The sequence below is a fragment of the Acinetobacter sp. YH12134 genome (assembly GCF_013418555.1).
In the GTDB taxonomy this organism is placed as follows: Bacteria; Pseudomonadota; Gammaproteobacteria; order Pseudomonadales; family Moraxellaceae; genus Acinetobacter; species Acinetobacter indicus.
This window is the reverse complement of the sequence record NZ_VPBT01000005.1, coordinates 125,704-152,053: the sequence shown is the minus strand read 5'-3', so window position 1 is coordinate 152,053 and position 26,350 is coordinate 125,704. Positions and strand designations below refer to the sequence as shown.

The following is a 26,350-nucleotide window of genomic DNA, read 5'->3' as shown; positions in this document are numbered from 1 at the left end:
CATAACAGTCCCGGTTATAACGAGGCTGATACGGGCGTTTCAGACGCTTGGCGCGAGGAATCCATAAATCGGCTGCAATCATCCAGGAACGCAGTGTTTCCACTGAAATATCAAAGCCATGAACGGTGGTGAGCTTTTCATGCGCTAAAGTGGGTCCGAAACCATGCAGTTGATCAGAAACAATATTGAGGCACTTGAGTTTGAGTTCTTCAGGAAGCCTGGAATTGCTGATTTGACCACGACCGGCATGGGCTAATGCAGCTGGGCCTTGAGCTTTGTATTTTTGCAATAAACGTCTGATCTGACGCTCTGAAATATGAAGTAGCTGAGCAGCTTGGGACTGGGTTATGCGTTGATCACAGATTTCCTGCAAGACCGACAATCGTTTAAGTTCTTTATCCGACATAGACACCAACATATCAAACCGTCCGCTAAGAAAATTGCAAAAGTGCATATTCTAAAAGCGGACATTTTTACTTTGGAGAAACCGGACATTTCTACTTTGGGCTTACAGCTATATTTCGTATAATGTATATTATGTTAAATTGAGTACATGATACATTAAGTTCATAGGTCTCTTTGTGTCCATAAAAGTTAATTTTGAAATTTTTAGTAGAAATTAAAGCTAAAAATGAAATTGCCAAAAAATAAAGCTAATAACGAAATAAAAACCGCTTTGGCAAAATGTCATAATTAGCTTTACTAAATGAATCAGCCCAATTCTTTTTTGAACTGGGCTGATGATTCTTGTATCGCCTGCGTACAAGAGAAACGCAACTGAAAAGGATTTTTGACTTGTATATTTTACTTGCCTAAAAAATTAGGCTGTTTCCTCCGCTCTCGAAACATAAGCAAGTTCAACCGACATATACTAGATCTTAGCAAAAGCAAAACATCACTAAACACTACTTGCTAAAAATAAGATTAATCAATTACTTATCAGCCTACAAGCGTTAGATACTTATTCATTGAAATTAGCCTACCAACGCCTAGGTGATAAAATAATAATTAAAAATCATATAGATATAACTAGAATTTTTATGTTTTAAAAATTAAAGAATTTCATGTTGCTTAAACAATGCTGTAAAGAAATCTTTTACAACTGATACCGCATTATCTTCGAGTGTATTTTGATCATTATAGAACTCCGCACCACCGAAGCGGTAAACCTCATACCCTCTTAAACGTAACTCACGATCTACTCTAACCATGTCAGCATATCGTTTGGTATCTGCTCGACCATCTTCTTTTGTATAATGCTGTTTTCCATCAATTTCGATAATCACTCGTTTTAGATTTGGCAAGATCATAAGGAAGTCTATACGTTGCCTGATTCGAGTTTTTCCATTTGGAAGGTCTTTAGCCGAAATTGGATCATATGCTACGTAAACCTGTGGAATTAGTGCGGGTAGATTTTTATCCAGTTGAGAATAAAAAATTTGGAAATATGCTTTAAAGAACAAAATTTCAGGCTCTGAATCTAATGACTCAATAAGACGTTTTTTAAGAGAAATTTTGGAATCTAAGTTGTAATCTTCCCACCATTCCAATAGTTCAGACCAATTTAAACTATCTTCTATTTTTTGATCATAAATGAGTGCCTCACCATCATTAGCAACTAGATTGATGTCACCATCAATTACATCGGTGATGCCAAAGTTTGGTTTTACGCCTTTTGCTCCAAAAATCAGCCTTTGAGGAACTTTACTTGTAGTTTTTCTGACTTCGACAAACTTGTACCTAGTACGATATTTTGATTTTTCTTTGTTTGGTACTAAGCTACAGCTATCTTTAGTTAATATATTATTGAAAGTAGCGACTAATTTGGAATTATCTTCTTCTGTTCTAAAGTTAGGATCGAGAATACCTAGAATAACCCCTCTAAAAGTCCAAGTTGCACAGTTATAAGCACCAACATATTCAAATAACTCATCCAATGACCATGCATTTTGATTATCGACAAGCTCAATTAATTGATTGAATTTTGATGGGTTGCTATTTTTACTAGTATAGTTTTGATATTGTGAAATATAAAAATATTTCCTTAAAAATTTAACTCTTGAATCTGAACCACAAAAATATTCAGGTAAATTCGCAATGATCTCTTTACGTGAGTCTAAACAAATAGCGGGTATGTTATCGTCATAAAAAAACATAACCATATTATATAAAACGGGTTCTGGCATTTTTTTAGACATATCTAAGCAGAACTTTAGACAAGTTTGCCAATCCAAAGAACTTAAAATATTAGCAATGCTATTACTCGTAATTTCTATCTTCTTATTATATAGACTAAACCACTGATCAAAATGACCAGAATTGTAAGTAATACCTATAAGACCACCCAAAGTATTAATATCATTTTTAAACATATTCAGCCAAAAAGCCGCAGATTTTATTAGTTCGCCACGTTCCATTTATTTTTTCTCAAAATCTTTTAAACTTGCTTTAAACGCAATCGCTTTAAAATCGCTTGTATCTTTATCGCCAAAAGGATTTTTTCTTTCTTCTAAAGTAACTATTGTGCTGAGATCGGGATCTAGCACGACTCTATAAAGATAACCTTCATCGCCTTTCACCTCAAGCACGTTGTACTCATTAATGCTAAAGAAAAAATCTGCTTCTGCATTTTGGATTGTGGTTTTCACTTCAATATAACGATGTTCATCTTCAAAGTGATATTCAATGTCATAGCCTGCGGAAGAATTTTCTTTACTGGTATGAATTAAAGATTTTTTAGGATCGCTTTCAACTCCAAAATCTACTTTTAATTTTTCAAAGAGAAGCTCTTCACCTCTAGCACCAATTTCAGATTGGCGTTCGAGCTTTTTTAAGAGGTCTTCAGGAGATAATTCTTTATCTGATTTTTTTAAAGTTACTGGCGAAAGTTCAACTCTTTTGCATATCGCACCATTGCTACATATTAAATCTACAATTTGTTTAGCGATATCAATCTCTATAAGGCTCAAGAGAACAACAGGATTGTCATGACTTGGTGCAAGCCAGTCCTCGTGATCTAATGCTGCATGATATCCTTTCTTAGAGTCACCTTTTTTATTTTCACTATAGACTTTACCATGTTTGTGAAAACTTCTAACTTCAGGGACTACATCAAAAATATGTTGTCCATTTGGCAAAATGCTTTTCACATAAATGCTTGGAAGATCAGCATTTAATTGAATCATTAAACCCTTTCTATAAGGGAACTCATAAACCAGACCGCCCGCTAAAGCATAGCCATTTTTACTAATTTGTCTCTGATGGCGGCTGTCATGCACATTTTTTCCACCTTTAGACTCAATAAATTTCACTAGTTCTTCTGTTGCATCAGAAACAGGTAGATTATTTCTATATTTAGTATCAATTGATCCCATCACACCCCCTCCACTGCATTCGCCACCAAAGCATCTGCTAAATGAAGTTTGGTTTTCTGTAATTTACTTTGTAAAACTTGAAGCTGTTCAATCATAGAAAAGAGTTGATTAACTTTTTGAACAATCTTTATTTGCTGATTTTTTGTAAATAAAGGAACTAATATTGACCCAATATGCTTTTGATTGACTGTCTTCTGACCTGCAGTTGTAATGAAAAGTGATTCAATTTGAGAGCGTATTAATCTTGATCTACCAATAGTTGATAAATACTCTGAATCAATCCATAACTGATTAAGGCGCATACGAATAAAATGATCACAGTAGATTGCTTTAATATCATCAGCGCAATAAGTAAAACTACCTACAATATCAGTGCTACCATTTACACGAGTAATTAAAATATCATTTTTGATTAATTGATATCTAGCAATAGAGTTTTCATCAATAACTAAATAACGTAAATCTGATAAATCTATTCTGTTATTAGTTATATCTGCTAATCTCAAAACGGCTTTGTTGCACAAAGATTTCATAACTATATGATTTTAAAAGTTTTGATTATTTTTTGATCCAAAATTAAATTTATTTAAATCAGATGCTTACATATTTATGCAACAAAGCCCTTTGAAATTAGGCGTTACTACGGATGAACAATAATTTTTACAGCAGACTCATTATTATGAATCAATGTTTCAAAGCCTTTAGAAACAAGATCATCTAATGCAATCCGTTGGGTAATAAAAGGTTCTAGATTAATCTTACCTTGCTCAACCAAACGAATAGTTTCCTGATGGTCATTGACGTAAGCTATCGTGCCACGAATGTCTAGTTCTTTCATCACTACACTATGTACATTAATCGTGGCAGGATGGCTCCAAATAGAAACAATTACAACGACACCAGTTGGTTTCATCGCTGCGACGAGTGTATCCATAACTTTATTCACACTACTACACTCAAAAGCAACATCTACACCGCGGTCTTGAGTAATTTTCATTACTTCATTTACCACATCAACCTGAGATGGATCCAATACATAATCGGCAACACCAGCCTCTATCGCTTTTTCTTTACGTTTTGCACTCAGTTCAGTGATGATAACCGTAAGACCTTTGGCCTTTAAAATGGCTGATAAAAGTAGGCCTATTGGGCCTGCTCCACCAACCAGTGCGATATCGCCAGCTTTTGCGCCACTTCTGACATAGGCATGATGACCGACAGATAAAGGTTCTATCAATGCTGCTTGGTCTAAAGGAATATCATTTGAAATAGGATGAACCCAACGCCGCTGAACTGCAATTTTTTCAGAAAGACCACCACCGCGTCCGCCTAAACCAATAAAGTTCATATTTTTTGATAAATGATACTTATCATTGGGGCCAGTCGGGACATCATCCGCAATAATATAGGGTTCAACTACGACATGTTGTCCAATTTGGATATCGTCTACACCCTCACCAACTGCATAAACCACGCCTGAAAATTCATGTCCCATTGTTACAGGTGCAGATTCTCCCGAAATTGGATGTGGATGACCACAAGGTGGAATAAAAATAGGGCCTTCCATGAATTCATGTAAATCTGTACCGCAAATACCGCACCATGCAACTTGAATTCCAACTGTGCCTGGAAGTACTTTCGGTTCAGGAATATCTTCAATTCGAATATCCCCTCGATCATAAAAACGAGCTGCTTTCATTGTGTATTCCTTATGTTGATATTAACGGTAAACCATTCCACCATCTGTCAAAATAGACTGACCTGTAATATAGTTTGCATCCTCGCTGGCTAAAAATGCAACTAATGCAGCCACGTCATCTGGTGTTTCAGCACGTCCTAAAGCAATACCATCTACATATTTTTTATACGTTTGACCAATTGGTGCACCTGTAATTTCAGAGAACCGCTGATCTATTTCGACCCACATGTCTGTACCAACAACACCCGGACAATAGCTGTTTACCGTAATTTTAGCACTAGCATATTCTTTAGCCGCAGCTTGCGTCAATGCACGAACTGCAAATTTAGTTGCCGAATAAACACCGAGTAAAGCAAAACCTTCATGACCTGCTATTGAGCATGCATTAATAATTTTTCCAGCCTGTTGGCGTTGTTTAAATTTATTTGCTGCGGCTTGAATCCCCCAAAGTACACCACCGACATTGATATTCATAATTTGGGTAAATTCACTCGGCGTTACTTCTGCCAAAGCTTTGACTTGTGCAATACCTGCATTATTAATCATGATATCAAAACCATTAAGTGTCGATTCTGCATGATTAATAGCGTCACTGATTTGTATTGGATCTGAAATATCCGCAATAAATGTGGAGGCTTTTACGCCAAAGGCTTCAACCTCTTTTTGAACACTATTTAACTTTTCTTGGTGAAGATCGACCAATCCAATATGAACACCTTCTTGTGCTAAACGTAAGGCAATACCGCGTCCAATACCTTGTGCCGCACCCGTAATTAATGCAACTTTATTGTTTAAACCTCTAGGCATGTTGCGACTCCTTAGATATGAATTGCACGTTGCATCGCAGACAAGACCGACTCATGCATCGCCTCAGATAAAGTAGGATGAGGGAAAATGACCTGTGCTAAGCTTTCATCGGTTGCTTCTAGATATTTTGCGATCGCAAAACCTTGGATGTGTTCGGTGACTTCATGCCCAACCATGTGAGCACCCAACAATTCACCTGTTTCCTGACTAAAAATGGTTTTAACAAATCCTGCGCTATCGCCCAAAGCCAATGCCTTACCATTGGCTTGCAAAGGAAACTTACCCACATTGATATTCAAGCCCGCAGCTTTCGCTTTCTGTTCTGTCAAACCAATACTGGCCACTTGCGGATGGGTAAAAATACAGCCCGGAATTTGTGTACGATCTAAAGCATGTACATGACTTAGGCCTGCAATTTTCTCCACACAAAGAATGGCTTCATGACTGGCTTTGTGTGCCAAACACGGTGCGCCTGCGACATCACCAATTGCATAAATGCCCACTACATTGGTTTTACACCATGAGTCGACTTTAATAAAACCATTCTCAAATTCAATTCCCAAAGCTTCTAGGCCAAGATTTTCAGCATTCGGTTTTACGCCAATAGCTGAAAGCACCTTTTCAACAGTAATGATTTGTACACCTGTGGCAGTTTCAATATGACAATGTACTTGAGCCTGATCAGTTTCTATTTTTTTTACAGTCGCTTCGGTTAAAACCTGCATACCCTGCTGTTCAAATTGCTTTTGTACATACTTCGCAACTTCAATGTCTTCGCTAGGAAGAATCTGCTTTGCAATATCAACCAAGGTGACTTGGCAGCCTAAGTCTTGGTATAGGCTTGCAAACTCACTGCCTATAGCCCCCGAACCAATGACCAGTAAAGATTTTGGTAATTGTTCCGGAACTAAAGCCTCTTTATAACTCCAGACCTGATGGCCATCTACAGGAATATGAGGCAAATTGGCCGCACGTGCGCCTGTTGCGACAATAATATGCGGTGCAGAAATCTGCTGTTTTTGACCATTCGCATCTGTAAGCTCTAATTGCTCTTTGGCAATAAACTGGGCTGCTGCGTTAAAAACAGTGATTTGATTTTTTTTCAATAGTTGACCGATACCTTGCACCAGTTGCTCAGAAACCTGTCTGCTATGATGGACCAGTTTTTGAATATCAAAATCAATCGCGTTAAGCGTAAAGCCAAACTGCCCTGCATGTTTGAACTGCTGCGCAAGCACAGCCCCGCTCAATAATGCCTTGGTTGGAATGCATCCCCAATTAAGACATACTCCGCCTAAGTGTTGTTTTTCAACGATTGCCGTTTTTAATCCCAGTTGCGCTGCGCGAATCGCAGCGACATATCCTCCAGGACCAGCACCAATAACCACAAGATCAAATTGTGTATCTGACATGACTATTCCTCCTACACCAAAATTAATGCAGGATTTTCGACAAACTGCTTAAATGCCGATAAGAATTGAGCACCCAACGCACCATCAATGACACGATGATCACAAGACAATGTTGCGGTCACCATTTCACGAACAACAATCTCATCATTTTCAACGACAGCACGTTTCTCTGCTGCACCTAAGGCTAGAATTGCACCTTGAGGCGGGTTAATAATGGCATCAAACTGTTGAATACCAAGCATGCCTAAATTGGAAATACTGAAACTGCCACCTTGAAACTCATCAGGTGCTAGTTTTCCAGTTTTGGCACGTGTCGCCAGATCACGCATATCATTGGAAATTTGCGCCAAAGATTTACGGTTCGCTGCTTTAATAATTGGCGTGATCAGTCCATTTTCGATGGCTACAGCAACCGAAATATCAGCCTGTTCAAACTGTAAAATCTGCTGATTCTCTTCATCAAACTGAACATTAACTTGTGGAACTTTAATCAGTGCAGCAGCAGCAGCTTTAATCAGCATATCGTTAATGGACAGTTTGACTTGCGGTACAGTACTGTTAATTTGCTGACGCAAAACCTGAACCGACTCAACATTTAAGTCTATCGTTAAGCGAAAATGTGGTGCATTGCGTTTTGCCGCTTGTAGCCGTGCAGCGATTGCTTTACGCATACCATTCATAGCTACGGTGGTGAATTTTGCAGACTCTGTTGGATGCGCATACTCAGTATGTTGAGCTTGTACAGGATTTTCCCGTTGATATACAGCTTCAACATCTTCCTTACAGACTCGTCCACGTGAACCTGATGCGCGACAATCATGCAAATTAATGCCCCATTGTTTTGCCAAACGGCGGGCAACAGGTGTCGCTAGAACATAACTGTCATCTGCTTTAGATTTCGCGGCTTTCGTGCTGGCTTGATGACGTACATCTGGCCAAGAACCACCAGCAGCTTGAACTGCGGCCTGAATATCTTGAACACTGATACGGCCTTCACGTCCAGAACCCGTAATCTGAGCCAAGTTTACATTATGCTTTTCAGCCAATTTCAAGGCATGTGGCGTTGCAAAAATATCATCGCTTTGTTGGTAGCCTTGTAACTCATCAGGAATAGAATATCCGCCCTGAGTCACCGCTTTTGATCCATTACCAACACTGTTCTGTTTAGGAGCAGCTTGTACTTTGGTTTCAACTTGAGCCACATCGACTTTTTCAGGAACCGCTGCTACCGCTTTATTTTCAGTTACAGCAGGTGTTCCACCTAAAGACTGTGCAAATGCTTCAACTTCTGCATCGGAAACTTGAGCGTCTGCACAAATTGCAATGATTCCACCTACGACCAGTGTGTCACCATCGTTAGCAATAATTTTTCGTAGCAGGCCATCAAAAGGTGCCTCCAATACATTGACGATTTTTGTGGTTTCAATTTCACAAATTTCCTGTCCTTTACTAAATTGGGTACCTTCCTGAATCAGCCATTGGGCAATCGTACCCTCTTCCATGGACAAACCCCATTTTGGGATTTCTAAAGTTTTAATTTCGCTCATCCTAAGCCTCCAACGTCTTGCGTACAGCCTGTTCGATGCGTTCTACACTAGGTAGCCATTCTTTTTCTAGTACTGGTGAAAATGGTACGGGTGAGTGTGGTGGAGTGACTAATTCGATTGGTGCTTTAAGATAATGAAAGCCTTTCTGCGCAATAAGCGCAGCCACATCATGTCCGAAACCACAACGTGCTGCTGATTCATCTACAATCACCACACGGCCTGTTGAAGCTACTGACTCTAAAATGCCATCTTCATCTAATGGTGAAATGGTTCTAGGGTCAACCACTTCAACCGAAATGCCTTCTTTTGCGAGCTTATCAGCGACTTCATTGGCACGATGCACCATCAAACTTAAGGCAATAATGGTGATATCTGTGCCTTCACGGGTGTAATTTGCGACACCAAAAGGAATAGTGTAGGACTCATCTGGCACTTCTCCCTTAATGTCGTACAACAACTTGTGTTCACAAAAGACTACTGGGTCGTCATCTCGAATGGCTTGAATCAACAACCCTTTTACATCATAGGCACTTGAAGGCACCACTACTTTTAAGCCTGGCACTGAGGCAAACACGTTATATGGCGACTGAGAATGCTGCGCTGCTGCGGAAAAACCTGCACCAATCATGCCACGTACAACGAGTGGCGCTTTGGCTTTGCCGCCAAACATGTAGCGAAATTTAGCTGCTTGGTTATACAGCATGTCATAACACACGCCGTAAAAATCCATAAACATTAAATCTGCCACAGGTCTTAAACCCGTTGCAGCAGCCCCTGCCGCCATACCAATAATCGCTGATTCTGTAATTGGCGTATCAATGACTCGTTCAGAACCAAATTCAGTCCATAAGCCTTTGGTTACACCAAGTACACCGCCAAAACCTTCCAGCTTATTATCATCGGTATTTTTGCCACCATGCCCACCACGAACATCTTCACCGACCACAATGACACTTGGGTCTCGGCGCATTTCTAATTCAATTGCTTCTTTAATCGCGTTTCGATAACTTTTATTTGGCATTTTTCTACTATTCCTTTAGTAAGAGACGTAAACATCAGTAAGTAACTGAGAGACTTCTGGGTACTTAGCTGCGCGTGCTTTTGCAACGGCATCGTCTACATTGGCTTTAGACTGGGCGTCAATCGCATCGAGTTTGGCTTCGTCAATTTTGTCTTTGACTTTTTCGCGGAATATTTTCAATGGATCTTTATGTTCTTTGACATAATCCAGTTCTTCTTTAGAACGGATAAGCCCTGGATCACCTTCAAAATGTCCATAAAATCGGTTGGTTACCGTTTCAATCACACTCGGGCCTTCACCACGGCGGGCACGTTCAATGGCTTTTTGTGCAACTTCATACACAGCAAAAAAGTCTGTTCCATCTACTTTTTCAGCGGGTAAGCCAAAACCTGCTGCTCGGCCTGCAATATCTTTACTGCCTACGGCATAATCATGTGCAGTACCTTCACCAAAACCGTTATTTTCAAAAACAAAAATGACAGGAAGCTTTAACACAACAGCCATATTAATGGCTTCAAAAGTTAAGCCCTGATTTGAACCGCCATCACCAGTAAAAGATAGACCAATCCCACCATTTTTGAGTGTTTTAGCACTTAAAGCTGCCCCAATAGCCAAAGGTGGACCACCACCTACAATACCGTTTGCACCGAGCATGCCTTTATCTAAATCCGCAATGTGCATTGAGCCGCCTTTACCACGACACAAACCATCATCTTTGCCAAAAATTTCTAACATCATGGCGTGAATGTCACAGCCCTTAGCAATACAATGTCCGTGACCACGATGTGTTGATGTAATGAAGTCCTTATCTGTTAAATTTTCACAAATCCCTACTGCAACAGCTTCCTCACCGCTATAGAGATGGATGAAACCTGGGATATCACCTGTATTGTTTTCATCGTGAAGTCGATCCTCAAATTCACGAATGTCGCGCATTCTTTTGTATGCTGCTAGCAATTGCTCTTCCGTTAATTGCATATCTTTGTTCCTTATTTACTACGCTTAAAAGAAAATCCAAAATTGAATAATTGGATTTTTAAATCGTATATTTATATAAGAATATTTTTACTTAATTTCATATTAGACTAAAAAAATATAATCCATAAAAAGATGAGATAAATATTAAAAACAGAAGGTTATGAAATTAAAATTTTTTGTAAAATTTTACAATAGTTCAATCACATACAAAAACAAACCTTTAACCAACCTTTGTTTTATATGATAAGTTTTTTGCCCTGTTTTATTATTATTAATGCATTTAAAGCAGTTTATTTAATAACAGAGTATTTATTAATTATTTTAGACGATGGAGTGTTTGTAATGGATTTAAATAACACAGTATTAACTGGAAAGAAGCTACGTGGCGCTGAAAAAATGGCGCGTATTCCAATTAAAGTTGTTCCAACGGAAACGACACCGAAAAAGCCAGAATGGATTCGGACTAAAATTAGTCAACCTGAGGAAGTTCAAATCATTAAGGATTTATTACGACAACAGAAACTACATACGGTTTGTGAAGAAGCGGCCTGCCCCAATTTGCCACAATGCTTTAGCGGAGGGACTGCAACGTTTATGATCATGGGAGATATTTGTACTCGACGCTGCCCATTCTGTGATGTCGCACATGGTCGTCCTAATATCCTAAATCCTAATGAGCCAAAGCATCTGGCTGAAACAGTCAAGAATCTAAACTTAAAGTATGTCGTGATTACTTCCGTTGATCGAGATGATTTAAAAGATGGTGGTGCACAGCATTTTGCAGATTGCATTCGAGAAATTCGTCAAACCAGTCCAGAGACTCTGATAGAAATTTTGGTTCCTGATTTTCGTGGTCGTGCAGATATTGCCCTGAAGATTCTGAGCCAAAACCCACCTGATGTTTTTAATCATAATATTGAAACCGTGCCACGTCTGTATAAAGCCATGCGACCAGGCTCTAACTATCAGCATTCATTGGATTTACTCAAGAAATTTAAACACTACTGTCCCGATATTCCAACCAAATGCGGTTTGATGGTCGGTTTAGGAGAAGTCGAGGCTGAGGTTATTGTCTTATTAAATGATTTGAAAGATTACCACGTTGACTATGTCACAATCGGTCAATACTTACAGCCATCTAAGTCTCATGCGCCAATTCATCGTTTTGTTACGTTGCAAGAGTTTAAGCATTATCAAACACATGGAGAGCGCTTAGCGTTTAAAAATATTTGGAGTGCGCCATTAGTACGATCAAGTTATTTTGCAGACCGTCAGTATTATGGAGAGTCTGTACCTGCCCCATATATACGTGAATGACTTTTCATTATTTACATGCTTCATTGATAAATATGACGGTTACGTTTATTAACATTTCAGATGGAAATAGTCATTTTCAGCCCATAAGAACCCTTTTAAAGTAACTCAAGGACTGGTAAAACCCAAAAAAGGTTATTTAACGAATCCAAGAAAAAATGATTTGGTACACGTAAGAAAAGATTGAATGAGTATAGATCTGGAAATTGATTTCTGAAGTTTAAAGATATTACAGTCTAATCATAAAGGAATATGATATGAACCTGTTCAATACAGCACCAGCAAAAAAGCTGCAAACAACACATTTAATTAATCAGCATATTGTTCAGGCTGCACCCGTTTTGGCTTTGCCTCAAGAAGATCAGACTTCCCTATTCCGCCGCTCTATTCAGCATAATTATGCCGATTTATTAAGAATTGCTGATGATTCCGATATGGCAATTGGTCTTACAGATCACCATGGTACTCTGTTATGGACCTGGAGTAGTTCCGCGATGCTTTCTTCTGCTGAACAGGTACATTTTATTGAAGGTGGCCATTGGTCAACGCAGGCGGTTGGGACCAATGCGATTGGTATGACCTTGAACAGCCAAATTTCAAGTTGCGTCTATTCTCATGAAAACCAAATGGACAGTGTTCGTGATTGGGTTTGTTATGCCGCACCGATCTGGGATCCAGCATCAGGTCAATTTCATGGCATTATTAACCTTTCCACAAAATATAAAAAACATACGCCTTTAGGGCTGCTTGCAGTTGAACGCTGTGCAGATTTAATACAACGCGCCATAAAACTTGAACAGCAAAATTTTTTATACATTAAGGCACTAGGCTCGCCTTGGGTTCAATTTAATGGGCATACATTGAACTTGACTCACCGTCAAATTGAAATACTATGCATTTTAGCTTTGTATCCCCATGGCATTTGTTTAGAAGAGTTACACTATGCCCTTTATGGTGAGCGTAGTGTCAGCCTAAAAACCCTAAAGGCTGAGCTTTCACAACTTCGTAGCTTATTACCCCATTCAATTGAGGCTCGCATTTATAGGCTTAGCTGTGAAGTTCAATGTGATTTTTTACGTGCTGAACAATCATTAAATGCAAATCTTATATCCAGTACATTCTCGCTATATAAAGGTAGCTTTTTATCTAAATCAGAAAGCCCATTACTCAGCACATGGAGACATTGTTTTGATGCCCGTTTAAGCCAGTTGATCTATCAAATAAAGGATATCGATCAATTATTACGAATTATTGGGCAAACACATGATCGAATTGATGCAATACAACGCTTATTAGAACTCTTACCACAAGATAGCGCCCACCGTAATTATTTTTCAAACCTAATTTAAATATTATTTTTGGCTTCAACTCTAAAGTTTTATTGTGTAGAAGATTGAAAAGGAAGTATGACTTTCATACTTCCTTTAATAAAATTTAAAATTGAGAACTAACTACAGTGAAGTCTAGTAATTCACTTACCTAGCTTTGACACCCAGTTTGTCGCTGGATGGTGTACCCATGCCATTACTACAGCTTTAATAGTTAAAGCCACCAAATCTTCTAAGTCTAAGTTATGTAAGTGTGACTTACCATAAGCGCACGTCTATGCCGTGATGGTGACGATAAATATTTAAGAATGCTGACAAGCTTCATCCACCGTTGGTGATATAGAGGATCGGCATCCCCTTTCTTAAAGGGGTTTCAATGAGGTGTGAATAGCCCCCACTCTTCTAGACAAATTTAGTCTATTCTTAAGACCTTTTTAGTAGGAAAATATCTATTCATAGCTAGGTTCATGAACCAAATATTTTACAAGTTATAACTTTAGTACTCTAAGTAATTAAATTTGTTGTTTATTAAACATAAATTTAATTGTGAACTAGATTCTAGGTGAACATAAGTTAAATAGGATGTCGGGGATTGTGCCCTATACAAACTGTATGCTGGCACAACTTCACTGGAGAGATCCACCGATAGTTTAATCTCTCCAGTGAAGCATCCTAAGGAACATAATATACGTTATGCGGAAATCCGGGAGCTGAACTTATCCTGGCATGAATATATTCTTTTATCCTGGTGTGGATACAAACTTATCCTGGCATAAATATATATAAAAGCACCCTGTTGTTTTAATTTTGGTCAATCGTAACCCGCATATTATAGAACGCTACACCGGATGCTTTAGCTTGTCATAGCGTGTGGCAATTCCTCTAAATTGCTTTAATCTAGCAAAAGCATTCTCAATTAAATGTCTGATTTTATAAAAATACCAATCCACATGATCATTATTTGAAAGTGTATTGGACTTCTTGGGAATATTAGCTTGAGTTCCCGTTTTTTCTATCTGTTCTCTCAAGGATTCAGAGTCATAACCCTTATCGGCACAGAGAATTTCTGTCTCGTGCAGGTCTATATTGTTAACTAATTTCGGTGCCACTTTTACATCATGGGTCGTACCATCCTCTATCAAAAACTGAACAGGGTTCCCATGAGAATCAACTGCCAAATGAATTTTAGAACTATTTCCACCGATACTTTTTGAGATAGTCTGATCCTTGATTCCTGTAGCATGCTGATGAGCCCTCACATGGCTAGCATCAATAAATACCCACTCTAGATCAGCATCAGATGAAATTAACTTAAATATTTTTAATAACTTATTATCTTTCGACCACCGGGAAAATTTCTTGAATATGGAGTTTGGCTTTCCGAAGGCAGCAGGTAAATCCCGCCACGGGCAGCCTGTACGGATTCTATAAAGAATAGCTTCAATAAAATTTCGAAGATTTTGTTTGAGATAAATACGAAAATTACGGAAAATGTTTTCTAACTTAGACCAGTGTTGATCAGTCAACATTGTACGAGGCATAGCGAGGAGTAGATTTGGTTTGGCGATTAAATTCTACTTTCTCGCTATTTTTTTTGCACAGTAAATGTCAACAGACCCTAATATTTATTGTTCTATTTTTTAATTGAGGAAACCGACTTCTTCTAAGTAAATCAAGTAATCCAAATTGAACAGGAAGCTCCTTCTAAAGATAATTATTTAGATCATGAATCTGCTGAGAAGCATACGCTCTATAATCAAACCACTATTATGAGCGTATTCGTTACCTTCCAATTGCCTTCAGCTTAACCCAAACCCTTAACCAGAAAGAAACAGCCCACAATCACCAATAACACGGCGAAACATTTTTTCAGGATTTGTGGCGATAATGCATGTGCTGTTTTCGCCCCAAGTTTGGCAGTAAAGAAACTCATAATGCTAATACCAAGAAAAGCATAAATATGAACAAAGCCAATAGTATTGGGCACATTCACCTGCGCCTGCATCCCAAAAATCATAAATCCCAAAGCACCGGCAACTGCAATGGGGAAACCACAGGCTGCAGATGTGCCTACTGCCTGTTGCATGACCACGCCATAACGGTTGAGATACGGTACGGTCAAGCTGCCACCGCCAATCCCAAAGATGGCTGAAGCAAAACCAATTCCCGAACCTGCAGCGATTTGTTGACCGGTTGAGGGCAAGGTTCGCCCCTGCTCTGCCGGCTTTTTGCTACCTGTAAACATGGTATACGCCACCCAGATCAGAAAGATTCCTACCACAATCTGCAAATGTAAGCCCGAAATTAAACCGGCAATCCCTGCACCGAAAAAGCATCCAATGGCCATAGGCGGAGCTAGATGTCTAAAGACTGGCCACAGCACTGCCTCGTTCTTATGGTGCGCCATCAATGAACTGATAGAGGTGATCACAATAGTTGCTAGCGATGTACCTAAAGCCAAATGCATAATCACATCCGGACTATAACCCATCTGCATAAACACGATATATAACAGTGGTACAATGATTGTTCCGCCACCGACCCCAAACAGCCCAGCGGCAAAACCTGCGCATGCCCCGATAATTAAAAAAATGATAATTTCCACGAAATACTGACTGAATAATTTGAAATTAAAGACAAGGCGCCTTAAGCAAGTTCCAGCTCACCAACCTGATGATAGGCACGATTAAAATACACCAGACCATGTTCTTGCTGACTGTGCTGAATGGCCAGCACACGGCACATAAAAATGCTATGCGTACCCACCTGCTGAATCTGCTCAATCTCGCAATCAAAGCTGGTCAAGGCATCTGTTAACACCGGCGCGCCGGTTTCCAGCTCAGTCCAGGTTCCATATTGAAAGCGCTCTTCAGACTTCATTTGGGAGGCAAAGACATTGGAGATTTGTTGATGCTGCGCGCCTAGCACATTCACGCTCAAGATTTTATTTTCAATAAAATGGGCGTGTGAGCGTGAAGCCTGATTCATGCAAACCAATAAGGTCGGTGGTGTATCGGTTACACTACACACGGCAGATGCGGTAAATCCATGCACACCAGACGCCCCTGCCGTGGTCACCACATTGACCGCGCTGCTGAGCAAAGACATGGCATTTCTAAAGTCTGCTGCTTCAATCATCACCGGATTCCTTCATTTTCTTGGGTTATGCTTGAAATGGTTGTTAAGCGGATGGGCCAGATGTTTTCCATCCATTCCCATCAGCTCTGCCACATGATGTGCCTGCGCGTTAAGCACTCAGTTCTTGACGCACAATAGCGGCGCCGGCACTTAAAGCACGAAGTTTGCCTTGCGCCACCTGACGCGATAACGGCGTCATACCACAGTTGGTCGATGGATAAAGCTTGTCGGCATCAACAAATTGCAAAGCTTTACGCAGGGTATTGGCCACTTCTTCTGCGGTTTCAATCTGGCTGGTGGCCACATCAATAGCGCCAACCATGACTTTTTTACCGCGGATCAGCTCAATCAGGTCCATCGGTACCCGCGAGTTCTGACATTCCAGCGAAACAATATCAATTTTGGATTGTTGCAGTTTCGGGAACACGGCTTCATATTGACGCCACTCGGAGCCTAAGGTTTTTTTCCAGTCGGTATTGGCTTTAATGCCATAGCCATAACAGATATGCACGGCGGTTTCGCATTTCAGACCTTCCAGTGCGCGTTCCAGCGTGGCCACACCCCAGTCATTGACTTCATCAAAGAACACATTAAAAGCAGGTTCATCAAACTGGATAATATCGACCCCAGCGGCTTCGAGTTCCCTTGCCTCCTGATTCAGGATTTTGGCAAATTCCCAAGCCAGTTTTTCACGGCTTTTGTAATGACCATCGTACAGGGTATCAATCATGGTCATTGGACCCGGCAAAGCCCATTTAATTGGCTGAGTGGTCTGGCTGCGTAAAAACTTGGCATCTTCCACAAACACCGGCTGTTTCCGGGCCACCTCACCGATCACCGAAGGTACGCTGGCATCATAACGGTTACGAATACGCACCGTTTCCCGTTTTTCAAAATCCACACCTTCGAGATGTTCAATAAAGGTGGTGACAAAATGCTGACGGGTTTGTTCACCATCGCTGACAATATCAATTCCGGCCAGTAACTGTTCATGCAGTGACAGGCTCAAGGCATCCTGTTTGGCTTCACGCAGTGCATTGCCTTCAAGTTTCCATGGCGACCAGAGTTTTTCCGGTTCTGCCAGCCAGGATGGTTTCGGTAAGCTGCCTGCGGTTGAGGTTGGGAGTAAAATGCTCATCTTTAATCTTCTATCTCTATACGTTGAATTAAGCAGCGTTGGTTGCTACGGCGTAGCTGGCAGCCCACTGTTCCAGAATGTGCTGATACGGTTTAATAAAGTGTTCTTCTGTCCATTTGCCCTGTTTTACGGCCAGCTGGCTACGCTCGACACGGTCATAGACAATTTGCGTTAAGGAATAATCCGGGTACTCAAGACTAGGTTGATAGACCTGACCTGCAGTCGAGTTGGCATTATAAATTTCAGGACGATAAATCTTCTGGAAGCTTTCCATGGTGCTAATCGCGCTGATTAATTCAAGATCGGTATAATCCGCCAATAAATCACCGCTAAAATAGAACGCCAAAGGTGCAGCACTATTTTCCGGTTTAAAATAGCGAACAGTTAAACCCATTTTTGCGAAATAATGATCTGTTCTTGAGTATTCATTTTGCTGATATTCAACCCCTAACACCGGATGAATATTGGCGGTACGATAATAGGTTTTGGTGGTCGATACGCTCAGGCAGATCACCGGCTGTTTATTAAACTGTGACTGGAACGCCTCGGAATTCACCACGTACTGATACAGCTTGCCGTGCAAATCACCAAAGTTGTCAGGCATTTCCCCGGCTTTATGGCCTTGGGACAATAAAAGCACGCTAAAGTCATAATCACGTACATACGATGAAAAACTGTTTCCGATCATGCCTTCAATACGCTGATTGGTACGATGATCAACAATCGTCGATTTCAGCATTTCAATGGCTGGAAAGGCGTTACCATTGCCTTCGACATCAAGATCTGCAGACACAATATCAATTTCCAGTGAATAACGGTCACCCTTCGGATTATCCCAATGTGCCAAGGCATTAAAACGGTTATTGATCATGCGCAGCGTGTTACGCAGGTTCTGTTCACGGCTTTCGCCACGCGCCAGATTGGCAAAGTTGGTTGTTAAACGGGTACTGTCCGCTGGTTGATAGTTTTCATCAAAACGAATACGTTTAATTGAACATGCAAACTGTTGACTCATCTGTTCCACCGCTTTAAATATCTAAAAATAAAAATCTGAATGTCTTTCTGGTTTTAGTTATACGTGAACCCTAAGATGAATAAAAATGATTTAATCTAAGTTAATAGTGAATTAAATTCATGTTTTGATTTGAATAGCGTTATTTAAGGCGAAAATATAGAAAAATAGACTGCCCTATGAGTCATCAATCGAGTCCAATTTTTCTTGCTGGAAAAAGGCCAAAAAGCTAGATTTAGAATCAAAATAGATTTTTTTAATTTTAATAAAAACAATTATTTATAATTTTTATTGTAGCTAAATATCTTCACATTTTGTTGAAGAAAATGAGCTTCTTGATGGAATAAAAAATTGGCTCGCCTAAATATTTGGATCTGGTCTGTTTAGGTCAAACGGCGCTTATATAAAAATGTCTATAAAAGCATCAACATGAATTTGGCTCAGTTGAAGATGAGGAAAAATCAAGGGGTTTAGCTTGTAAATGATCAGTGATTTACCTTCCTATTAAACGAATAGATGCAGTGTTCTTCTGTAGCCATATCTTCTTGAGAGGCGACTTAGCGACGCTCAGCCTCTATAAAAAATGAAAATTTAAACCGGCTCAGCTATACTGCTTAAAATACAAGCAGAATATTAAGATCAGTAAAATAAGGAAATATCCGATGACTTTTCAAAAAACAATCTTAGGCCTAAGTTTAGGTTGTGTACTGACACTTATGTATGGCTGTGCCAAACCCACTTCTGATCAGTCTGAAACTGAAGTCAGTACTTCTGAAATCACATCAGATTCAAATGAAACTGCCAAAGCCAGCCCAGATTTTGATCTGAATAACATACCCATTTCGAGCGCAGTGCCTGGTGAGTTGCCTTATATTGAATTACCAGAGGGCTATCGCTATCAGAATGATGAAAAACGAAATTTTGAACGTGTGCCGTTTTGGACAGGACATGACTTTCACTGGGTTGAAGGAAAACTGTTTAGTTCGGGTATTACCGCTAAATCAGATTATAAAGAAGGCAGTTATTTAGAAATACAGCGTAATCTTGATGCGGTAATTAAACAGCTTGGCGGTGTAGAAGTTGCCAATAGTCAAATCCCCAAAGAGCTTGCCAACAGTCTGCCTGATGCCATTCGGGTGCAACATGGTTCAGGTTTGGCTGATATTTATAATTACCCTGCGCAAACGTATGTGATTCGACAAGCGGATAAAAATATTTGGTTCCATTTGGCGCAATCTGGTCACTATATGGGTTTAATGGTAGCGGAAAGTCAGCCCTTAAATATCACTGCCAAAGCACTGACGTCGAGTGCACTGAAACAAAGTCTGGATCAGGACAGTAAAGTGAGTGTGCAAATTAACTTTGCCACAGATCAAGCCGATATTTTGCCAGACTCACAAGAACAAATAGATCAGATTATTGCTTTACTGAAAGATAACGATGATTTAAAACTTGGCATTTACGGACATACTGATAATACAGGCGATGCGGCGCATAATTTAAAATTGTCTGAGCAACGTGCGCAAGCTGTAGTGACTGCTCTAACCAAAGCAGGCATTGATACAAATCGTCTGACAGCCAAAGGTTTTGGGGATACTCAGCCTGTTGCAGATAATGCGACTGAAGATGGTAAGGCGAAAAACCGTCGGGTGGAGTTGGTGAAATTATAAAAGTCTAAATACTAAAAAGACCGCAATATAGCGGTCTTTTTTACATCTTTTTATAAATGGTGTCACGGCGGTCAACGTCTAAGACAAGCACCACAATTTTGGCGTCAATGACTTGATAGACTAAGCGATACGCGGTTTCAGCTTATCAAACTTTTAAGTGCGGTTTTTGTGAACTCGAACTCTTAAGTCATCTAAAGTTATCCTGATAGTTTCTTCACTTTTCGCTTTTTCTGCTAGTTGTAATAAATAAACCTCATCCATAACACAATCTTTTAAGATTATTTTTGTATTTTCCAAAATGCGATTTTGACGATCAGGGCTACGACCTTCTAAAAATTCTGGTATTTTTTTTACCATATTTCATAAGCTCCAAATAGGATGTTCTTCCCAATTATCAGGAAAACCCATTGCAACACGCCAATTTTCATCTTTCACAATAGGTTTTAAGAGTTTATTCAATTGATTGCACCACTCTGAATCAAATCCTGTCGGTCTTAGCAAGGTTTTTAAGATTAAGAGTACATAGAAGATACGTTTATTCGTCGGTGTAATCGGTGATTGCCTATTTGGATCTTTGTCAGCTTTAGATTTAATAGCTAATTCTTTATTCCATAACCGTCCATGATGGGCACAAATATTTCTCACATAGGTCAATATATGCAACCATTCAGCTAATTTTTCATGATGCAAAGAAAAATGCTGTGCGATTGCTTTCTTATCTTCTTTATTGTTAGCCTTATTATTTATTAAACCACTATATAAAAATGACAATGAACCAAAACTTAAAACTTCTGTCAGCATCCAAATTGGGATTTGAGGAAAACCATCATAATTTTGTTGAAAATGCTGGATGAACGTATCTTTAGAGCGTTCAACTTCTTTGTTGCATGTTTCTAAAAATTTTCTATGGTTAAATTTGGGATAAAAATTTTGTGCGTTGTATATACCAAATGCACCATATTGATGACCGAGATAATACGTTAATTTCGTTCGTAAAAACGTTTCTATAATTTCTATAGCACCGAATATTTGTAATCGTAATTCAGTATCAAATTCATATAATTGCACAATTTTTTCAAACGAAGTGCTCGGCTTGAATCGATCTAAGACATTATTTCCTTACCTTATTCGGTAAGGATACCAATATGCACTTAAGCGATAATAACCATATTTTGCCAATATTCCTTCAGCCCAAGCAACATTATGAATACTCAATCCTTTAGACTGTAGATGATGCACTTGCTCAGCATATGATAAAGGCTTTTTATTATAAGGTTTTAACATAATTCACTAAAATCGAGGCATAAAAAACCGCCAAGGTTGCGCGGACTTCAAAAGAAGAACTAAGCGTGGCGGCTGTATTAAATACATAATAAGCGACAATTGTCATTATTAGCAAGTTATGATCAAAAACCGCCCTTAGCGACGGTCTTTTTTATATCTAATCTCCTCTACCCCCTATTTATTAAAGAGGTGAGGAACAGCATTCCGCAAGGGGAGAATTTTTAAGCCACAGGTGATAACCTAAACAACATCTGCCATTGTTCATGAACCTTTTACTTCTCAAAAATCTCTCTTAAATCCTCCGTCATCCCTTGGGCGGACTTAAACTCGCCTTGCTGGTTTTTCCACACCATTGACGGCGTGGCAAAGAAACCATATTTAGCCATCAGTTCCTGATTGGCATCTATTTTTGCAGCAATATCAGCAGGGATATTCTTGGTAATTTTTAACTTGTTTTGCCCTTTGTTGGCATTGTAACTGGTAAATACCTGCTGCGGATTTTTAGCCATCAGCATGGTCGCCACTTGCCCGCGGCTCTCATCACGAATGACTGCCACCTGAATATGTCTAAGCTGTACCTTCCCCGCCTTCACCCACGGACGTGCCTTTTGCCAGAAGGTATGGCAATACGGACAATTCGGGTCTGAAAATACATATACAATCTGCGGCGCATCTTTTTGTCCGTCCTGAATCCAGGTGGAGTTTTCCAGACTTTTCCAGACATCATCCAGCACGGCGTCTTTGACATGGGTTTCAAGCGCTTTGATGGTCAGGTTCTCACCCTTGGCATTGTGCAAATCGCCAATAATGTAATATTTCTGGTCATTGGAAATAAACACGGTTGCCGGACTTTGCTGCATATGCCCGGCCCATCCGGTCATTTTTTCTGGCGCTTCAATCTGTTTGATAAATTTAAAGCCTTCCTGCTCAATCTGTTTTTTCAGATCAGTCTGGGCAAATGCTGTCGTATTTAACAGCAGCAGGAACAACGCAGCGGGATAAATCATTTTCATGAGAATTTCCTGTTATTTTGAAGATGGAGCAGAAAGATCGTTGATATAGCGACGCAGCATCGGCTGGGTCAGTTCTCCCATATGTCGATGCACGAGCTGTCCTTGTGCATTAAAGAACAAGGTGCTTGGCAAGCCGTACATATTCATCTGGGTGGCCATGTCACCTTGAGGATCAAACAGGACATGCTGGAAATTAAAACCATGCTGACGCAGATAATCCTGTACCGTGTCAGTCGTTTCGCCCTGATTCAGCATTACAAAATGAATGTCCGGATAATCCTGCTGGGCCTGATGTAAAACCGGCATTTCCCGGTGACACGGCGGACACCAGCTGGCCCACAGGTTGATGACGGTCGGTTTGCCAACCCAGTGCTGTAGCGGCACCTGTTGCTGCTGTAAATTTTGAAATTGCAGGTCAGGATACTGATTCTGCTGTGGCAAGACTGATTGAATACCCCAGTTCAGACAAAGCTGGATCGCAACAAATAGCGCGATCAATATCGCTTTAGGCAGATTGGCCAATGCCCGGTTTTTCCATAAAAACCACCCAATGCCGGCAATCAATCCGCCATAAAAATGAAAGCCTTTGTCCTGAATTTTGATTATATCCAGTGGTGTCGCCAGATAAAGATCGGCATGCATCAGCACAAAAAACAGTCGTGCGGCAATTAACCCCACCCAGAATGATGTCCACAAGCTGTCACTAAAGATGCGCCAGCTAGGTTCAGGCCATTGCTGTTTGTGTCTGAAATATCGCCCTGCCCCATACACCAGCACTAATCCGGTGAGCAGCAGCACCATCTGCCACGGCAACATCAATGGGCCTATATGCAGCGCCGTTGCAGAAACCATCATGGCGTGTTTGCCTGCTGAAGTTGCTGCAAGCGCTGAATAAGTTGGGTCGCGCTAAAGGTGCCGGTTAAACGCAAAGTACGCTGTTCCTGCTGCTGGCTGTCCAGGAAAATCATGGTCGGTGGGCCAAGAATCTGCCAGTCACGCAGTAATGCATCTTGAGATGGATGATACTCGGTTAAATCCAGTTTAATTCGTACCACATCCTGCAAGGCGGCCTGTACATCGGTACGTGGCAAGACTTCATTTTCTACCGGTTGACAGGCCACACACCAGTCGGCATAGACATCAATCACGATACTGCGTCCACTGTTTTGCTGTAGCAGCTGTGCCAGTTCCTGCTGGGTATGCACCTTTTGCCAGCTGAGTGTTTGCTGGGCATGGACCGCACCCATCTGCTGAAGGCCATGTTGAATATGCCAAATACCAATAGCGGTCATGGCCAGCGCCAGCACAATAACGCCAACACGCGAAATTTTCCCTTGCAGATGTCTGCGGATTAAATCGAAGCAGTAAATCGCCAGTGCCAGGAAAATAATGCCCATCAACAGGAAATAGGCCACAGTCGGCAGCAATGGGCGGGCGAAATAAACCGCCAGCGCCAGCATTAAAAAGCCGAAACTGAATTTCAACCGGTCCATCCACAAACCCGGTTTCGGTAAATATTTGGCGCCAAATACAGCGGCAATAAATAAAGGAATCCCGAGGCCCAGACCCAGTACAAACAGATAGGTCGCGCCAAGTACTGGCTGATCCAACTGCGATACGAACAGCAAAGCACCGGCCAAAGGCGCGCTCATACACGGACCTACAATCAGCGCGGAAATCATCCCCATTAACGCAGCACCCACCAGCGTACCGCCCTGCTGTTTTTGCTGCCATCGGTCCAGTCGTTGTAATAAACCTTGTGGTAAGGACAGCTGATACACCCCAAACAGGTTCAAGGCAAACAAGATAAATAGCACCGCAAAGATGCCAATAAAGATCGGGCTTTGGAACCAGCGCTGGAAACTATAGCCCAGTTGTGCAACCGCCAGTCCCATCACCGCATACACTGCGGCCATACCCAGTACGAAAGCCAGCGCAATCAACGCAGCACGATAACCACGATGACGCTGTACCAGAATGCCAGACAAAATTGGAATCAGTGGCAAAGAACAAGGTAAAAAGGCCAGTAAAATACCAAAACCTAAAAAAATCAGCAGATTAAAAAATAAATGATGTTCCGAGAGTAAATTGAAAAAATACTGGTCGTTGTTCCATTCAGATTGTAATGACGCGGCGGCTGCCGTTTGTGTCTCGCCTGCGATTTCACTGGCCGGCACCGGATTAGACGCTACGACTGAAATTTCTGAAGCCGCGACAGCATCAGTGAGTTTTGTCGGCTCTGTATTCTCTACTGCGGCAATCGACTCATTTTCAATGACTGCTTCTTCGGCGGCAGCAGATGTAGTTGTCAGTACTGTTTTTTCAGGTTTACTTGGTGCCGCTTCAATTTTAGCCGGTGCATCCAGCGCGACCGGTTTGGCGGCACTTAATAAACGCCGTTCGCTTGAAGGCGCATCTGACTGGGGCAACAAGCCTTGCGCATCGGTCTGAATGGTGGCGCGTTGCACCGGATAACATAAACCGCTTTCGGCACAGCCCTGCCACTGAATTTTAAATTGCTGGTTTGGCGCGACCGTAATTGTGGTCTTGACCTGATGATAATGCACCTTGGTCTGGCCAAAGGTCGGATCGTTCTTATCTTCCGGCACCGGCAGCTGTAATTTTAGCGCACCAGCATCGCTACGCACCTGTAGCTGATCATGATATAAATAATAATCTTTGGCGATGGTCCAGCGCAGTTCCGCCTGATCATCGCTAATAGAACGCGCCTGAAACTGAAACGCCTGATCGGGTGGCAAGAACTCCTGCGCCTGTGACCAGACTGGCCAGAATGCACAAAGAACCACAAGCAAAGCACTTACACGCGTAATCATGACGTCCATTTTTCTGTAGAAAACCCGATTCATTATTAAAAAGATTAAATTAAGAGAACATTAACATAGCTCATTATTTATAAAATAGGATTTCAGGTGGAGAGTAACTATGTTTGTGGTTCTGGTCGAAGATGATCCTTATATTGCCCAAAGTATCTGTTCAGCGCTGGACTATTTAAATATTTCAGTCGAGCACGTGGCCACTGCACGCGCTGCTGATTATTTTATCCGGCAAAGTGCGGTCGATTTGTGCCTGCTGGATTTGGGCCTGCCCGATCAGGACGGTCTGGAACTGCTGCAGCAGTGGCGCCAGGATGAGATTCATCTTCCGGTACTGGTTTTAACCGCCCGACATCAAACCCGGCAATGTGTAAAAGCCTTAAATCTGGGGGCCGATGACTACCTGACCAAACCCTTTGAACTGGATGAGCTGATTGCCCGTATACATGCGCTGGCACGGCGTAATCGAGGCTTTTCTTCAAACCTTTTACAACTGGGTGATTTACAGTTAAACCGCGATACCCAGGAAGTGACGTTCCAGCAGCAGCCGGTGACTCTGTCACGGCGCGAATACAGCCTGCTGGAAACCCTGATGAGCCATCCCAACCAGATTTTAAAAAATGAACAGCTGCTCGATAAACTGTATGGCTATCAGGACAGTATCGAGAGCAACGCGCTGAATGTGCATATTTATCATTTACGCCAGAAACTAGAGCCGCAGCTGATACAGACCATTCGTGGTGTTGGTTATATGTTTAAAGTGCCGGAAACCGAGAGCTGA

At 40.9% G+C, this 26,350-nt stretch carries 23 protein-coding genes and 1 pseudogene; 4 read left to right on the top strand and 20 right to left on the bottom strand.

All coding sequences use genetic code 11. The annotated features are described in order from the left end of the window. The 10 genes from FTU69_RS05710 to FTU69_RS05665 all read right to left on the bottom strand — a co-directional run. Positions 1 to 406 (bottom strand): helix-turn-helix domain-containing protein (locus tag FTU69_RS05710; RefSeq protein WP_180103587.1); only part of this gene is annotated, 406 nt, incomplete at its 3' end. Positions 407 to 1,052: 646 nt separating this feature from the next. Further along, positions 1,053 to 2,417: a hypothetical protein gene (locus FTU69_RS05705; protein ID WP_180088856.1), complete on the bottom strand. Its 1,365-nt coding sequence runs from the start codon at positions 2,415 to 2,417 to the stop codon at positions 1,053 to 1,055. Further along, positions 2,418 to 3,374 (bottom strand): DUF3883 domain-containing protein, encoded by a 957-nt coding sequence (locus FTU69_RS05700; RefSeq protein ID WP_257223603.1) that lies wholly within the window; start codon positions 3,372 to 3,374, stop codon positions 2,418 to 2,420. After that, positions 3,374 to 3,907, bottom strand: coding sequence for a hypothetical protein (locus FTU69_RS05695; protein WP_257223602.1), 534 nt, complete (start codon positions 3,905 to 3,907; stop codon positions 3,374 to 3,376). Before FTU69_RS05695 ends, FTU69_RS05700 begins: the two co-directional genes overlap by 1 nt. A 107-nt stretch (positions 3,908 to 4,014) precedes the next feature. Next, complete coding sequence (locus FTU69_RS05690) at positions 4,015 to 5,073, bottom strand: 2,3-butanediol dehydrogenase (RefSeq protein ID WP_005105897.1); 1,059 nt, start codon at positions 5,071 to 5,073, stop codon at positions 4,015 to 4,017. Positions 5,074 to 5,094: 21 nt separating this feature from the next. Further along, positions 5,095 to 5,880: an acetoin reductase gene (locus tag FTU69_RS05685; protein WP_180103586.1), complete on the bottom strand. Its 786-nt coding sequence runs from the start codon at positions 5,878 to 5,880 to the stop codon at positions 5,095 to 5,097. A gap of 11 nt (positions 5,881 to 5,891) precedes the next feature. After that, positions 5,892 to 7,292, bottom strand: coding sequence for a dihydrolipoyl dehydrogenase (gene lpdA, locus FTU69_RS05680; protein WP_075166715.1), 1,401 nt, complete (start codon positions 7,290 to 7,292; stop codon positions 5,892 to 5,894). Positions 7,293 to 7,303: 11 nt separating this feature from the next. Continuing rightward, complete coding sequence (locus tag FTU69_RS05675) at positions 7,304 to 8,839, bottom strand: 2-oxo acid dehydrogenase subunit E2 (RefSeq protein ID WP_076755014.1); 1,536 nt, start codon at positions 8,837 to 8,839, stop codon at positions 7,304 to 7,306. Position 8,840: 1 nt separating this feature from the next. Further along, entirely contained in the window at positions 8,841 to 9,860 is a 1,020-nt protein-coding gene (locus FTU69_RS05670; protein ID WP_048881927.1) for an alpha-ketoacid dehydrogenase subunit beta, read from the bottom strand. 15 nt (positions 9,861 to 9,875) lie between these two features. Beyond that, positions 9,876 to 10,838: a thiamine pyrophosphate-dependent dehydrogenase E1 component subunit alpha gene (locus tag FTU69_RS05665; RefSeq protein WP_075166713.1), complete on the bottom strand. Its 963-nt coding sequence runs from the start codon at positions 10,836 to 10,838 to the stop codon at positions 9,876 to 9,878. Between the two features lie 342 nt (positions 10,839 to 11,180). Between FTU69_RS05665 and lipA the strand changes: the two genes are divergently transcribed. Both lipA and FTU69_RS05655 read left to right on the top strand, forming a co-directional pair. Beyond that, the gene (gene lipA, locus FTU69_RS05660; protein ID WP_168407365.1) at positions 11,181 to 12,155 is read left to right on the top strand and encodes a lipoyl synthase; all 975 of its coding nucleotides are present in this window, start codon (positions 11,181 to 11,183) and stop codon (positions 12,153 to 12,155) included. 254 nt (positions 12,156 to 12,409) lie between these two features. Beyond that, positions 12,410 to 13,501, top strand: coding sequence for a helix-turn-helix domain-containing protein (locus FTU69_RS05655; protein WP_180088846.1), 1,092 nt, complete (start codon positions 12,410 to 12,412; stop codon positions 13,499 to 13,501). Positions 13,502 to 14,319: 818 nt separating this feature from the next. On the opposite strand, the gene FTU69_RS05650 is transcribed toward FTU69_RS05655, so the two are convergent. The 5 genes from FTU69_RS05650 to FTU69_RS05630 all read right to left on the bottom strand — a co-directional run bounded on the left by FTU69_RS05650 (position 14,320) and on the right by FTU69_RS05630 (position 18,771). Then, on the bottom strand, positions 14,320 to 15,021 hold the full coding sequence (locus tag FTU69_RS05650; RefSeq protein WP_180103585.1) for an IS5 family transposase: 702 nt from the start codon (positions 15,019 to 15,021) through the stop codon (positions 14,320 to 14,322). Positions 15,022 to 15,284: 263 nt separating this feature from the next. After that, positions 15,285 to 16,085, bottom strand: a complete 801-nt coding sequence (locus FTU69_RS05645; RefSeq protein WP_045795662.1) for a sulfite exporter TauE/SafE family protein — start codon at positions 16,083 to 16,085, stop codon at positions 15,285 to 15,287. Positions 16,086 to 16,126: 41 nt separating this feature from the next. Then, complete coding sequence (locus FTU69_RS05640; RefSeq protein WP_168383081.1) at positions 16,127 to 16,618, bottom strand: flavin reductase; 492 nt, start codon at positions 16,616 to 16,618, stop codon at positions 16,127 to 16,129. 109 nt (positions 16,619 to 16,727) lie between these two features. Continuing rightward, the gene (locus FTU69_RS05635; protein ID WP_180103584.1) at positions 16,728 to 17,756 is read right to left on the bottom strand and encodes a methionine synthase; all 1,029 of its coding nucleotides are present in this window, start codon (positions 17,754 to 17,756) and stop codon (positions 16,728 to 16,730) included. Positions 17,757 to 17,784: 28 nt separating this feature from the next. Next, on the bottom strand, positions 17,785 to 18,771 hold the full coding sequence (locus FTU69_RS05630) for a DUF1852 domain-containing protein (protein WP_016658148.1): 987 nt from the start codon (positions 18,769 to 18,771) through the stop codon (positions 17,785 to 17,787). 659 nt (positions 18,772 to 19,430) lie between these two features. Between FTU69_RS05630 and FTU69_RS05625 the strand changes: the two genes are divergently transcribed. Continuing rightward, positions 19,431 to 20,438, top strand: a complete 1,008-nt coding sequence (locus FTU69_RS05625; RefSeq protein ID WP_180103583.1) for an OmpA family protein — start codon at positions 19,431 to 19,433, stop codon at positions 20,436 to 20,438. Positions 20,439 to 20,591: 153 nt separating this feature from the next. Here the strand turns inward: FTU69_RS05625 and FTU69_RS05620 are convergent, their stop codons facing one another. The 5 genes and pseudogenes from FTU69_RS05620 to dsbD form a co-directional block, all read right to left on the bottom strand. Continuing rightward, positions 20,592 to 20,795, bottom strand: coding sequence for a hypothetical protein (locus FTU69_RS05620; RefSeq protein WP_016658146.1), 204 nt, complete (start codon positions 20,793 to 20,795; stop codon positions 20,592 to 20,594). A 3-nt stretch (positions 20,796 to 20,798) separates the two neighbouring features. Continuing rightward, positions 20,799 to 21,530: pseudogene (locus tag FTU69_RS05615) on the bottom strand (Abi family protein); the annotation flags it as partial. Between the two features lie 464 nt (positions 21,531 to 21,994). After that, positions 21,995 to 22,735, bottom strand: a complete 741-nt coding sequence (gene dsbG, locus FTU69_RS05610; RefSeq protein ID WP_180088439.1) for a thiol:disulfide interchange protein DsbG — start codon at positions 22,733 to 22,735, stop codon at positions 21,995 to 21,997. A 12-nt stretch (positions 22,736 to 22,747) separates the two neighbouring features. Further along, positions 22,748 to 23,590 carry a TlpA disulfide reductase family protein gene (locus tag FTU69_RS05605; RefSeq protein ID WP_127801578.1) on the bottom strand — a complete coding sequence of 281 codons (843 nt, stop codon included), beginning with the start codon at positions 23,588 to 23,590 and terminating at the stop codon, positions 22,748 to 22,750. Further along, a complete protein-coding gene (gene dsbD, locus FTU69_RS05600; RefSeq protein ID WP_180103582.1) occupies positions 23,587 to 25,569 on the bottom strand; it encodes a protein-disulfide reductase DsbD in 1,983 nt (660 codons plus the stop codon). The genes FTU69_RS05605 and dsbD overlap by 4 nt, the downstream gene beginning before the upstream one ends. 109 nt (positions 25,570 to 25,678) lie before the next feature. Here dsbD and FTU69_RS05595 point away from each other — a divergent pair, with 109 nt between their 5' ends. Continuing rightward, the gene (locus FTU69_RS05595; protein ID WP_180088435.1) at positions 25,679 to 26,350 is read left to right on the top strand and encodes a response regulator transcription factor; all 672 of its coding nucleotides are present in this window, start codon (positions 25,679 to 25,681) and stop codon (positions 26,348 to 26,350) included.

Bases quoted from the DNA above. Each gene is read 5' to 3' on its own strand.
- FTU69_RS05705 (WP_180088856.1), bottom strand. From the start codon at position 2,417: ATGGAACGTGGCGAACTAATAAAATCTGCGGCTTTTTGGCTGAATATG.
- FTU69_RS05700 (WP_257223603.1), bottom strand. From the start codon at position 3,374: ATGGGATCAATTGATACTAAATATAGAAATAATCTACCTGTTTCTGAT.
- FTU69_RS05695 (WP_257223602.1), bottom strand. From the start codon at position 3,907: ATGAAATCTTTGTGCAACAAAGCCGTTTTGAGATTAGCAGATATAACT.
- FTU69_RS05690 (WP_005105897.1), bottom strand. From the start codon at position 5,073: ATGAAAGCAGCTCGTTTTTATGATCGAGGGGATATTCGAATTGAAGAT.
- FTU69_RS05685 (WP_180103586.1), bottom strand. From the start codon at position 5,880: ATGCCTAGAGGTTTAAACAATAAAGTTGCATTAATTACGGGTGCGGCA.
- lpdA (WP_075166715.1), bottom strand. From the start codon at position 7,292: ATGTCAGATACACAATTTGATCTTGTGGTTATTGGTGCTGGTCCTGGA.
- FTU69_RS05675 (WP_076755014.1), bottom strand. From the start codon at position 8,839: ATGAGCGAAATTAAAACTTTAGAAATCCCAAAATGGGGTTTGTCCATG.
- FTU69_RS05670 (WP_048881927.1), bottom strand. From the start codon at position 9,860: ATGCCAAATAAAAGTTATCGAAACGCGATTAAAGAAGCAATTGAATTA.
- FTU69_RS05665 (WP_075166713.1), bottom strand. From the start codon at position 10,838: ATGCAATTAACGGAAGAGCAATTGCTAGCAGCATACAAAAGAATGCGC.
- lipA (WP_168407365.1), top strand. From the start codon at position 11,181: ATGGATTTAAATAACACAGTATTAACTGGAAAGAAGCTACGTGGCGCT.
- FTU69_RS05655 (WP_180088846.1), top strand. From the start codon at position 12,410: ATGAACCTGTTCAATACAGCACCAGCAAAAAAGCTGCAAACAACACAT.
- FTU69_RS05650 (WP_180103585.1), bottom strand. From the start codon at position 15,021: ATGCCTCGTACAATGTTGACTGATCAACACTGGTCTAAGTTAGAAAAC.
- FTU69_RS05640 (WP_168383081.1), bottom strand. From the start codon at position 16,618: ATGATTGAAGCAGCAGACTTTAGAAATGCCATGTCTTTGCTCAGCAGC.
- FTU69_RS05635 (WP_180103584.1), bottom strand. From the start codon at position 17,756: ATGAGCATTTTACTCCCAACCTCAACCGCAGGCAGCTTACCGAAACCA.
- FTU69_RS05630 (WP_016658148.1), bottom strand. From the start codon at position 18,771: ATGAGTCAACAGTTTGCATGTTCAATTAAACGTATTCGTTTTGATGAA.
- FTU69_RS05625 (WP_180103583.1), top strand. From the start codon at position 19,431: ATGACTTTTCAAAAAACAATCTTAGGCCTAAGTTTAGGTTGTGTACTG.
- FTU69_RS05620 (WP_016658146.1), bottom strand. From the start codon at position 20,795: ATGGTAAAAAAAATACCAGAATTTTTAGAAGGTCGTAGCCCTGATCGT.
- dsbG (WP_180088439.1), bottom strand. From the start codon at position 22,735: ATGAAAATGATTTATCCCGCTGCGTTGTTCCTGCTGCTGTTAAATACG.
- FTU69_RS05605 (WP_127801578.1), bottom strand. From the start codon at position 23,590: ATGATGGTTTCTGCAACGGCGCTGCATATAGGCCCATTGATGTTGCCG.
- dsbD (WP_180103582.1), bottom strand. From the start codon at position 25,569: ATGATTACGCGTGTAAGTGCTTTGCTTGTGGTTCTTTGTGCATTCTGG.
- FTU69_RS05595 (WP_180088435.1), top strand. From the start codon at position 25,679: ATGTTTGTGGTTCTGGTCGAAGATGATCCTTATATTGCCCAAAGTATC.